This is a genomic window from Streptomyces sp. NPDC033270 (assembly GCF_055576575.1).
In genome coordinates, this window is the sequence record NZ_JBVIRA010000019.1 from 80,959 (window position 1) to 92,177 (window position 11,219).

8 protein-coding genes are annotated in these 11,219 nt (G+C 71.0%); 3 read left to right on the forward strand and 5 right to left on the reverse strand.

What is annotated here, in order from left to right; translation table 11 throughout:
- Positions 1–76 precede the first annotated feature (76 nt).
- A complete protein-coding gene (locus ACZ5XZ_RS24960) occupies positions 77–556 on the forward strand; it encodes a PPOX class F420-dependent oxidoreductase (RefSeq protein ID WP_468981656.1) in 480 nt (159 codons plus the stop codon).
- 16 nt (positions 557–572) lie between these two features.
- Here ACZ5XZ_RS24960 and ACZ5XZ_RS24965 read toward each other — a convergent pair whose 3' ends face one another.
- Entirely contained in the window at positions 573–1,301 is a 729-nt protein-coding gene (locus tag ACZ5XZ_RS24965; RefSeq protein ID WP_468981659.1) for an SDR family NAD(P)-dependent oxidoreductase, read from the reverse strand.
- Positions 1,302–1,412: 111 nt separating this feature from the next.
- Here ACZ5XZ_RS24965 and ACZ5XZ_RS24970 point away from each other — a divergent pair, with 111 nt between their 5' ends.
- Positions 1,413–1,994, forward strand: a complete 582-nt coding sequence (locus ACZ5XZ_RS24970; RefSeq protein ID WP_468981661.1) for a MarR family winged helix-turn-helix transcriptional regulator — start codon at positions 1,413–1,415, stop codon at positions 1,992–1,994.
- A gap of 25 nt (positions 1,995–2,019) precedes the next feature.
- Here the strand turns inward: ACZ5XZ_RS24970 and ACZ5XZ_RS24975 are convergent, their stop codons facing one another.
- A complete protein-coding gene (locus tag ACZ5XZ_RS24975) occupies positions 2,020–2,781 on the reverse strand; it encodes an ArsR/SmtB family transcription factor (RefSeq protein ID WP_468981662.1) in 762 nt (253 codons plus the stop codon).
- Between the two features lie 67 nt (positions 2,782–2,848).
- On the opposite strand from ACZ5XZ_RS24975, the gene ACZ5XZ_RS24980 reads away from it, so the two are divergent.
- The gene (locus tag ACZ5XZ_RS24980; protein WP_468981663.1) at positions 2,849–3,421 is read left to right on the forward strand and encodes a hypothetical protein; all 573 of its coding nucleotides are present in this window, start codon (positions 2,849–2,851) and stop codon (positions 3,419–3,421) included.
- A gap of 247 nt (positions 3,422–3,668) precedes the next feature.
- Here the strand turns inward: ACZ5XZ_RS24980 and ACZ5XZ_RS24985 are convergent, their stop codons facing one another.
- From ACZ5XZ_RS24985 to ACZ5XZ_RS24995, 3 genes are all read right to left on the reverse strand, one after another.
- The gene (locus ACZ5XZ_RS24985) at positions 3,669–5,129 is read right to left on the reverse strand and encodes a glutamate synthase subunit beta (protein ID WP_468981665.1); all 1,461 of its coding nucleotides are present in this window, start codon (positions 5,127–5,129) and stop codon (positions 3,669–3,671) included.
- Positions 5,122–9,735 carry a glutamate synthase large subunit gene (gene gltB / locus ACZ5XZ_RS24990; RefSeq protein WP_468981666.1) on the reverse strand — a complete coding sequence of 1,538 codons (4,614 nt, stop codon included), beginning with the start codon at positions 9,733–9,735 and terminating at the stop codon, positions 5,122–5,124. The genes ACZ5XZ_RS24985 and gltB overlap by 8 nt, the downstream gene beginning before the upstream one ends.
- A gap of 301 nt (positions 9,736–10,036) precedes the next feature.
- Complete coding sequence (locus ACZ5XZ_RS24995) at positions 10,037–10,768, reverse strand: VIT1/CCC1 transporter family protein (protein ID WP_468981837.1); 732 nt, start codon at positions 10,766–10,768, stop codon at positions 10,037–10,039.
- Positions 10,769–11,219: the final 451 nt, after the last annotated feature.

Here is an 11,219-nt window from a genome sequence, read left to right on the forward strand (position 1 = left end):
GCCGGGCGCGACGCGGCGGGGCCGGTCGCCAGTTGCGTTCACCTGCGAGCGCGCTCCACGCCCTACGCTCGGCCGTATGAGCCCTTCCATCGCCACCACGAACCGCGTCGAGCTGCCCGAGCTGCTGGAGTTCGTCCGCCCCCGTCACCGTGCGATCCTGCTCACCCGCCGCAGCGACGGCACCCCGCAGGGCTCGCCGCTGACCTGCGGGGTGGACGACTCCGGGCGGCTGGTGATGTCGACGTATCCGGAGCGGGCCAAGGTCCGCAACGCCCGGCGGGTCTCGTCGGTCAGCGTCATCGTGCTGTCCGACGAGTGGAACGGCCCGTGGGTGCAGATCGACGGCGAGGCCGAGGTGATCGACGCTCCGGATTCGATCGAGCCGCTCGTCGAGTACTACCGCAACATCGCCGGCGAGCACCCGGACTGGGACGAGTACCGTGCGGCGATGCGCAAGCAGGGCAAGTCGCTGATCCGGGTGGTGCCGAGGCGCTGGGGCCCGGTCGCGACCGGCGGCTTCCCGGCCCGTCTGGTGGAGGGCGGGGGCGACGCCTGAAGCGTGCGGCAGAGCGTCAACGGGTCGTGCGGGTGCCGCCGTTGACGTTGAGCACCTGGCCGGTGAGGTGCCGGGCCGCCGGTGAGGCCAGGAAGGCGACCGTCCCCGCGACGTCGTCCGGGGAGCCCGCGCGGCCCACGGCCGAGGCGGTCACCAGGCTCTCGCGGCGCTCGGCGGTGAGCCGGTCGCGGAAGAAGTCGGTGTCGGCGATGTAGCCGGGCGCGACGACGTTCGCGGTGATGCCGCGGGGACCGAGTGTCCGCGACAGCTCGACGTTCCAGGAGGCGAGTCCGGCCTTGGCCGCTCCGTAGGAGCCCGCCCCCTGGTCGGCGGCGATCGACCCGATGTGGACGACGGCGCCGCCGGCCGCCAGCCGGTCCTGCACCGCCTTGGTGGTCAGCGCGGCGCTGAGCAGGTTCGCGTCGAGGTTGGCGCGGAAGTCGCGGGCGTAGGCGGCGAGGTCGCCGGCGCCGTCGCCCGCGGTGTCGAAGTCGGTGTTGCCGCCGGCGTTGTTGACCAGGACGTCGATCCGGGCGGGGAGTTGGGCCAGCAGCGCGATGAGCGCCTGGGGGTCGGTGTGGTCGCAGACCAGGGGGCGGATGCCCGGGTGGCCGGCGGCCGTCTCCTGGAGGGGGCCGGGGCGGCGGCCGGTGACGACGACCTCGTCGCCCTGGGCCGCGAAGTGGTGGGCGACGGCGCGCCCGATGCCGGTTCCGCCGCCGGTGACCAGGATGGTGCGTGACATACGCTGAGCTCCGTCCATCATGTTCAGCCCTAAATCCAGATCACGGATCACGGACCAGGACTCCGTTTAGGTCTATATTTAGAGCTGAACATAACATCACCGGGAGGGCCAGTGGCAAGGGATTTCGAGGCGAAGGGCGGCCACGACCGCCCCGCGGCGCACACCACCCCCTACCCCGTCGAGGAGATCGCCGCCGCCTGGGAGCGCGAACGCCCGGGCACTCCGGTGTCCTCCATCGGGATCGTGACGCCCATCTGGCAGCTGGCCAAGCTCCTGGGCGACGACCGGCGGCGGGTGCTGGCCGCCGCCGGGGTGGACACCGCCACCCTCGACCTGCTCAGCGTGCTGCGCCGCAGCGGCGAGCCGTACACCCTGACGACCCGCGAGCTGAGCCGGCGCTCGATGGTCACCGCGGGGGCGATCTCCCAGCGGGTGGCGCGCGCCGAGCGCGAGGGGCTGGTGGCCCGGCGGGCGGGCGCGGGCCGGACGCGTACGGTCCTGGTCGAACTCACCCCGGCCGGCCATGAGCTGGTCGAGGCCACCGTCGACCGAGTGCTGTGCCGCGAGGCCGAGTTGGTCGGCGGGCTGACGCCCGACCAGCAGGAGCAGCTCACCGGGCTGCTGCGGATCCTGCTCCAGGACACCCAGCACAGGCTCGGCGACGACCGGATCCGCCACGTCGGCGAGGACTGAAGGACCCGTCCGGGCCCCGCGGCGGTCAGGTGCGGGGAGGCGTGAGCGGGAGGGACGGCAGAAGCGCCTCGTCGGGCAGGCCGAGCAGCTCGCGGAAGGCCGTACGGCCCGCTTCGGTGACGCCGAGGATGCGGGTGGTGGGCGATTTGACGATCCACGTACGGTCCACGGCGTGGCGGTAGAGGGCGGCGCCGACCGCGCCGGAGAGGTGCTGGCGGCGCACCGTCCAGTCGAAGCAGGTGCGCACATGGGCGCGGTGGGCGGCGGAGGGGCCGGTGTCGGGGATGCCGAGGGCGGTCAGCCACTGGGCGCCGGCGGCGGTCAGCACCAGGCCGTACTCCCGGGCGAGCAGGCCGCGTTCGGTCATCGCCTCGGCGAGGGCGACACCGAGAGCGCCGGCGATGTGGTCGTAGCACGTACGGGCGTGGTGCAGGGCTCTGCGCTGGTTGGCCTCGGCCAGGGAGCGGATGGGGACATGGCGGTAGGGGGCCAGGCCGGCGAGGTTCTCCAGGATCTCCGCGGTGCCCGGCCCGGCCAGGCGCACATAGCGCCGCCGGCCCTGGCGCTCCTCGGCGAGGAGGCCGCCGGAGACCAGGAGGTTGAGGTGCTCGGTGGTCGTGGAGGGCGCCACACCGGCGTATTCGGCGAGTTCACCGGCGGTCCAGGTGCCGCCGTCGAGCAGGGCCATGCAGATGGCGGCGCGGGTGCGGTCCGCGAGCAGCGCCGCGAGAGCGGCGAGGTCGGGCGTCTCCGCGAGGCTTTCCTGATCGGCGTCCCATCGGTTCATGTACACAGAGTAACCTCTGATAACATTTCGGTGAGTACCGAATCATCTGGCTTCTATTCTCGACGGCATGAAAGGCGCGCTGGAGAAGAGCAGTTCGGTCACCCCGGCGCTGCTGTCCACGGAGAACGACGACGGAACATTCGTGCTGGTCGAGCTGCGGATCCGGTGGGAGCTCGGCCCGGTCGTGAGCCTCTGGCTGCCGACCCGTGGGCGCACCGCCAAGAACCTCGCGGTACGCCCGGACGTGGTGTTCAATCTGCCGCCGGACGCGACGGGGACCGAGGAAGGGACCGGCGCCATGGCGCCGTCGACGGACGCACCATGGACGGAGCCGTCCGAGCTGGTACGGCCGCCCCGACTGGTGCACTGTCCGGTGCAGTTGGAGGCGCGCCGGGTCGGTGAGCGCACGGTGACCGACGGGGCATGGACGCAGATCGAGGCGCAGGTGCTGCGGGTGCACGCCGACCCGCGGTGGGTGCTGCCGCTGAGCGACCGCCGGATCGACCTGGGGGCGTGGCATCCACCGGTGCACGACTTCCGGCCGCCGGCCGCTCCCCCCGCACAGGCCGTACCGGCCCCGGCCCAGGAGCTGGCGCGGCAGTTGGGGCGGCGATTCCCCGCGGAGCGCAGCGGCTCGTAGGGGCTCGTAGCGGCTCGTAGCGGCTCGTAGGGGGCGGGCGAACGGATTCCCTAGGGGATGCGAGCGCCCCCTGTGGGGCCACAACAGGGGCGGGGCGGGGGGTATTCCCCACAGAAAGACCCGCGGCGCCTGCCCTCCGGTCGGGGAAGGAGACAGGCGCCGCGGTCGGGATCGGGGTCGCCCCCGGTCCCCATGCCTCCGTACGACGTTGTACGGGACACTCAGGGACGGTCGCTCACACTGCCGGTCACACGGTCAGTGCGCGATCCGTCGGCTTGATGGGAGCCGGCAGGGCGCTGGCTCCGGTCAGGAAGCGGTCCACACCGCGGGCGGCGGAGCGGCCCTCGGCGATGGCCCACACGATCAACGACTGGCCGCGGCCGGCGTCACCGGCGACGAACACCCCGGGGACGTTGGTGGCGAAGTCACCGTCACGGGCGACGTTGCCGCGCTGGTCGAGCTCCAGGCCGAACTGCTCGACCAGGCCGTTCTCCTGGTCGGTGCCGGTGAAGCCCATCGCGAGGGTGACCAGCTGGGCCGGGATCTTCCGCTCGGTGCCCGGCTTCTGCTCCAGCTTGCCGTCCTTGAACTCCACCTCGATCAGGTGCAGCCACTGGACGTTGCCGTCCTCGTCGCCCTCGAAGTGGGTGGTGGAGACGGAGTAGACCCGCTCACCGCCCTCCTCGTGCGCGGAGGTGACCTTGTAGAGCATCGGGAAGGTCGGCCAGGGCTGGCCGGCGCTGCGCTCCTCGCCCGGCTTGGGCATGATCTCCAGCTGGGTGACGGAGGCCGCGCCCTGGCGGTGGGCGGTGCCGACGCAGTCCGCGCCGGTGTCGCCGCCGCCGATGACCACGACGTGCTTGCCCTCGGCGGTGATCGGGGTGACCGTCAGATCGCCCTCCTGCACCTTGTTGGCGAGCGGGAGGTACTCCATCGCGAAGTGGATGCCCTTGAGGTCACGGCCGGGCACCGGCAGATCGCGGGAGGTGGTGGCACCGGCGGCGATGACGACGGCGTCGTAGCGCTTGCGCAGCTTCTTGGCGTCGATGTCGCGGCCGATCTCCACCTCCGTACGGAACTTGGTGCCCTCCGCGCGCATCTGCTCGATGCGGCGGTTGATGTGGCGCTTCTCCATCTTGAACTCGGGGATGCCGTAGCGCAGGAGACCGCCGATGCGGTCCGCGCGCTCGTACACCGCCACCGTGTGGCCGGCCCGGGTCAGCTGCTGGGCGGCGGCCAGACCGGCCGGGCCGGAGCCGATGACGGCGACGGTCTTGCCGGAGAGGCGCTCGGGCGGCTGCGGGGTGACGTCGCCGCTGTCCCACGCCTTGTCGATGATGGAGACCTCGACGTTCTTGATGGTCACCGGCGGCTGGTTGATGCCCAGCACACAGGCGGCCTCGCAGGGGGCGGGGCAGAGGCGACCGGTGAACTCCGGGAAGTTGTTGGTCGCGTGCAGCCGCTCGCTGGCCTCGGTCCAGTCCTCGCGGTAGGCGTAGTCGTTCCACTCGGGGATGAGGTTTCCGAGCGGGCAGCCGTTGTGGCAGAACGGGATGCCGCAGTCCATGCAGCGCGAGGCCTGCTTGCTGATGATCGGCAGCAGGGATCCGGGCTGGTAGACCTCGTTCCAGTCCTTGACGCGCTCCTCGACGGGGCGGGTCTTGGCGATCTCGCGCTCGTGGGTCAGGAAGCCCTTGGGGTCAGCCATTGGTCGCCGCCTCCATCATCTTCTCGTGGGTCTCGGACTCGGAGAGTCCGGCCTGCTCAGCGGCGTCCTTGGCGGCGAGCACTGCCTTGTACGTGGGCGGGATGACCTTGCTGAAGCGGGCAGCGGCGGCATCCCAGTCGGCCAGGAGCTTGGCGGCGACGGTGGAGCCGGTCTCCTCCTGGTGGCGGCGCACGACCTCGTGCAGCCACTGCTTGTCGGCGTCGTCCAGCGCGTGGACCGCCTCGACAAGCTCCTTGTTGACGTTGTCCTTGTCCAGGTCGATGACGTACGCGAAACCGCCGGACATACCGGCCGCGAAGTTGCGGCCCGTCTCCCCGAGCACGACCGCGTTGCCGCCGGTCATGTACTCGCAGCCGTGGTCGCCGACGCCCTCGGAGACCACCGTGGCACCGGAGTTGCGGACGCAGAAGCGCTCGCCGACCCGGCCGCGCAGGAACAGCTCGCCGCCGGTGGCGCCGTAGGCGAGGGTGTTGCCCGCGATGGTGGAGTACTCCGCGAGGTGGTCGGCGCCGCGGTCCGGGCGGACGATGACCCGGCCGCCGGAGAGGCCCTTGCCGACGTAGTCGTTGGCGTCGCCCTCCAGGCGCAGCGTGATGCCGCGCGGCAGGAACGCGCCGAAGGACTGGCCGGCCGAGCCGGTGAAGGTGATGTCGATGGTGTCGTCGGGCAGGCCCGCGCCACCGAACTTCTTGGTCACCTCGTGGCCGAGCATGGTGCCGACCGTGCGGTTGATGTTCCGGACGGCGACCTGGGCGCGCACGGGCTGCGCGGCCTCGGCGGTGTCGGCGGCCAGCGCGTCGGCGGCGAGCTTGATCAGCTCGTTGTCGAGCGCCTTCTCCAGGCCGTGGTCCTGGACGGTGACCTGGTGGCGGACCGCGCCTTCGGGCAGCTCGGGGACGTGCAGCAGCGGGGCCAGGTCCAGGCCCTGCGCCTTCCAGTGGTCCACGGCCTGGGTGGTGTCCAGCAGCTCGGCGTGGCCGACGGCCTCTTCGAGGGTCCTGAAGCCCAGCTCGGCGAGGAGCTCGCGGACCTCTTCGGCGATGAACTCGAAGAAGTTGACGACGTACTCGGCCTTGCCGCTGAACCGCTCGCGCAGCGTCGGGTTCTGGGTGGCGATGCCGACCGGGCAGGTGTCCAGGTGGCAGACGCGCATCATGACGCAGCCGGAGACGACCAGCGGGGCGGTCGCGAAGCCGTACTCCTCGGCGCCCAGCAGGGCGGCGATGACGACGTCGCGGCCGGTCTTGAGCTGGCCGTCGGTCTGCACGACGATCCGGTCGCGCAGGCCGTTGAGCAGCAGGGTCTGCTGGGTCTCGGCCAGGCCCAGCTCCCAGGGGCCGCCCGCGTGCTTGAGCGAGGTGAGCGGGGAGGCGCCCGTGCCGCCGTCGTGGCCGGAGATCAGGACCACGTCCGCGTGCGCCTTGGAGACGCCCGCGGCGACCGTGCCGACGCCGACCTCGGAGACCAGCTTCACGTGGATGCGGGCGGCCGGGTTGGCGTTCTTGAGGTCGTGGATCAGCTGAGCCAGGTCCTCGATGGAGTAGATGTCGTGGTGCGGCGGCGGGGAGATCAGGCCCACGCCGGGGGTGGAGTGCCGGGTCTTGGCGACCCAGGGGTAGACCTTGTGGCCGGGCAGCTGGCCGCCCTCGCCGGGCTTGGCGCCCTGCGCCATCTTGATCTGGATGTCGTCGGAGTTGACCAGGTACTCGCTGGTCACACCGAAGCGGCCGGAGGCGACCTGCTTGATGGACGAGCGGCGCGCCGGGTCGTAGAGGCGCTCGGGGTCCTCGCCGCCCTCACCGGTGTTGGACTTGCCGCCCAGCCGGTTCATGGCGATGGCGAGGGTCTCGTGCGCCTCCTGGGAGATGGAGCCGTACGACATGGCGCCGGTGGAGAAGCGCTTGACGATCTCGGACGCCGGCTCGACCTCGTCGAGGGGGATCGGCTGCCGGTCGGACTTGAAGCCGAACAGGCCGCGCAGCGTCATCAGCCGCTCGGACTGCTCGTTCACCCGCTCGGTGTACTGCTTGAAGATGTCGTAGCGGCGCGAGCGGGTGGAGTGCTGGAGCCGGAAGACGGTGTCCGGGTCGAAGAGGTGCGGTTCGCCCTCGCGGCGCCACTGGTACTCGCCGCCGATCTCCAGCGCACGGTGCGTGGCGGCGATGCCGGTGGCCGGGTAGGCCTTGGCGTGCCGGGCGGCGACCTCCTGGGCGATGACGTCCAGGCCGGCGCCGCCGATCTTGGTGGCGGTGCCGTGGAAGTACTGCGCGACGAACTCGTCGTCCAGGCCGACGGCCTCGAAGACCTGCGCGCCCCGGTAGGAGGCGACGGTGGAGATGCCCATCTTGGACATGACCTTCAAAACGCCCTTGCCGAGCGCCTTGATGAGGTTCTTGATGGCCTGCTCGGGCTCGATGCCGGGCAGGAAGGTGCCGGCCCGGACCAGGTCCTCGACGGACTCCATCGCCAGGTAGGGGTTGACCGCGGCCGCGCCGTAGCCGATGAGCAGCGCGACGTGGTGCACCTCGCGCACATCGCCGGCCTCGACGAGCAGGCCGACCTGGGTGCGCTCCTTGGTGGCGATGAGGTGGTGGTGGACCGCGGCGGTCAGCAGCAGCGAGGGGATCGGCGCGTGCTCGGCGTCGGAGTGGCGGTCGGAGAGCACGATCAGCCGGGCGCCGTCGTCGATGGCGGCGTCGGCCTCGGCGCAGATCTGCTCGATCCGGGCGGCCAGCGACTCGCCGCCGCCGGAGACCCGGTAGAGGCCGGAGAGCGTGACGGCCTTCATGCCGGGCATGTCGCCGTCGGCGTTGATGTGGATGAGCTTGGCCAGCTCGTCGTTGTCGATGACCGGGAAGGGCAGGGTCACGCTGCGGCAGGAGGCCGCGGTGGGCTCCAGGAGGTTGCCCTGCGGGCCGAGCGAGGAGATCAGCGAGGTGACCAGTTCCTCGCGGATGGCGTCCAGCGGCGGGTTCGTGACCTGCGCGAAGAGCTGGGTGAAGTAGTCGAAGAGCAGCCGGGGGCGCTCGGAGAGCGCGGCGATCGGCGAGTCGGTGCCCATCGAGCCGATGGGCTCGGCGCCGGCCTTGGCCATCGGGGCGAGGAGGACCCGCAGCTCCTCCTCGGTGTAGCCGAAGGTCTGCTGGCGGCGGGTGACCGAGGCGTGGGTGTGCACGATGTGCTCACGCTCGGGCAGGTCGGCGAGCTCGATCAGGCCGGAGTCCAGCCAGTCCTGGTAGGGGTGCTCGGCGGCGAGCTGCGCCTTGATCTCGTCGTCCTCGATGATGCGGTGCTCGGCGGTGTCGACGAGGAACATGCGGCCGGGCTGCAGGCGGCCCTTGCGGACGACCTTGGACGGGTCGATGTCCAGGACGCCGACCTCGGAGGAGAGCACGACCAGGCCGTCGTCGGTGACCCAGTAGCGACCGGGGCGCAGGCCGTTGCGGTCGAGGACCGCGCCGACCTGGGTGCCGTCGGTGAAGGTGACACAGGCCGGGCCGTCCCAGGGCTCCATCATCGTGGAGTGGTACTGGTAGAAGGCGCGCCGGGCCGGGTCCATGGAGGTGGAGTTCTCCCAGGCCTCCGGGACCATCATCAGCACGGAGTGCGGCAGCGAGCGGCCGCCGAGGTGGAGCAGCTCCAGGACCTCGTCGAAGGAGGCGGAGTCGGAGGCGTCCGGGGTGCAGACCGGGAACAGCCGGTCCAGCTGCTCGGCGTTGTCCGCGCCGAAGAGCTTCGACGCCAGCTGGGACTCGCGGGCGCGCATCCAGTTGCGGTTGCCCTTGACCGTGTTGATCTCGCCGTTGTGCGCGACGAAGCGGTAGGGGTGGGCCAGCGGCCAGCTCGGGAAGGTGTTGGTGGAGAACCGCGAGTGGACCAGGGCGATGGCCGTGGCGAAGCGGCGGTCGGACAGGTCCGGGAAGAAGGGCTCCAGCTGGCCGGTGGTCAGCATGCCCTTGTAGACGATGGTCCGGGCGGACAGCGAGGGGAAGTAGACCCCCGCCTCGCGCTCGGCGCGCTTGCGCAGCGCGAAGGCCTTGCGGTCCAGGGCCAGGCCGGTGTGCTCGCCGTCGCCCACGAAGAGCTGGGAGAAGGCCGGCATGGTGGCGCGGGCGCCGTTGCCGAGCAGCTGCGGGGCGACGGGGACGACCCGCCAGCCGATGACGTCCAGGCCCTCCTCGACGGCGATCGTCTCGATGCGTGAGACGGCTGCGGCCGCTTCCTGGGCATCGGACGGCAGGAAGGCGATACCGACGGCGTAGCCGCCGGCCTCGGGGAGCTCGAAGGTGACGTTCTCGCGGAGGAACGCGTCCGGGACCTGGAGCAGGATGCCGGCGCCGTCGCCCGAGTCGGGCTCCGATCCCGTGGCACCGCGGTGCTCCAGATTCGTCAGGACGGTGAGCGCCTGCTCGACCAGTGCGTGGCTGGCCTCGCCGGTGAGGGTGGCCACAAAGCCGACGCCGCAGGCGTCGTGCTCGTTGCGCGGGTCGTACATCCCCTGCTGGGCGGGGCGCCCGTCCATGGGCGACCAGGCGGCACCGGAGGTGCTGCCGGGGGTCGCGGAGTGCGTGGACGCGAAGCGCATCGGCTCTCCCATACGTCGTCGTGGCATAGGCATTGCCGAGGGACGACGTTGGCCCTCCGCGAAATTTCGTGCAGGTTACAGGATGACTCCCTTCTCGAAAAGCGAAAAGGGGCTTCCAACATGCGGACACCGCTGTGCGGTGATGTCAGGACGCGGACGGAATCGAGGCCGTCTCACAAGGCGGCGTTCGGCGAGCGACATTGCCCGCGACGCCAGGGCCTTATGCCCGGTCGTCAACAAACCGAAACCGTTGGGTAACAGAGTAATTATGCCGTCACCCGTATGACACATCACTCGCCCGTCAGCTTACGACGGTTCCGAACGCCGCTCCCAGGACGTACGTCACACCCGCGGCCGCACCACCGAGGGCGAGTTGCCGCAGTCCGCTGAACCACCAGGATCGCGCCGTCACCCGCGCCACGACGGCACCGCAGGCGAAGAGCCCGACCAGCGCCAGCAGCACCGCGGGCCAGATGGCGGAAGCCCCCAACAAGTAAGGAAGGACAGGCAGAAGGGCGCCCAGCGCAAACGATCCAAAGGACGACAGGGCGGCGACGGCGGGCGAAGGAAGGTCAGACGGGTCGATGCCCAACTCCTCCCGGGCGTGGATCTCCAGGGCCTGCTCGGGGTCCGCGGAGAGCTGCTCGGCGACCTTGCGGGCGAGCTCCGGCTCGACGCCGCGCGACTCGTACAGGGCCGCCAGCTCCGCCAGCTCGTCCTTGGGGTGCTTGCGCAGCTCGGCCCGCTCGATGTCCAGCTCGGCCTGCACCAGCTCACGCTGCGAGGCGACCGAGGTGTACTCCCCCGCGGCCATGGAGAAGGCCCCGGCGGCCAGGCCCGCCAGTCCGGTGATGATGATCGTCTGCTGCGACAGTGCGCCGCCGGCGACGCCCGTCATCAGGGCGAGGTTCGAGACCAGACCGTCCATCGCACCGAAGACGGCGGGGCGCAGCCAGCCGCCGTTGACGTCGCGGTGGGTGTGGTTGTCGCGGTGGGCCGCATGCGTCGGTGCCGCGGCATCCATGATCTCCATGACGGACATATCGGGACCTACTCCCTTCAGCGAGGTGTGGGCCGATGGCGGCGCTTCCCCCTCCAACACCTCGAAGCTATGCGCGAATTACCCTCCCGCGCTAGCAAGGAAGGCCGAACTTACCGCGCTGACCTGCGGTTTTTCCGCGAGAGGGGCGCTGAGATCCCGGTCACAGGCGCTGCGGGGCCCACTTCCGCGGTGGCGTCCGGGCGCGTCGACCGGGTGACCGTGGCGCCGGTGGCAGGAGAGGCGGCCCGCCGCGTGGCACGGATACGGCGTGAGCGAGCGCAGCGAGCGAGCCATGGAGAGGTGCGCGCCGCGCGAATGCGGGGCCGAGCGAAGCGAGGTTTCGGCATGAGCGAGCGCAGCGAGCGAGCCATGGAGAGGTGCGCGCCGCGCGAATGCGGGGCCGAGCGAAGCGAGGTTTCGGCATGAGCGAGCGCAGCGAGCG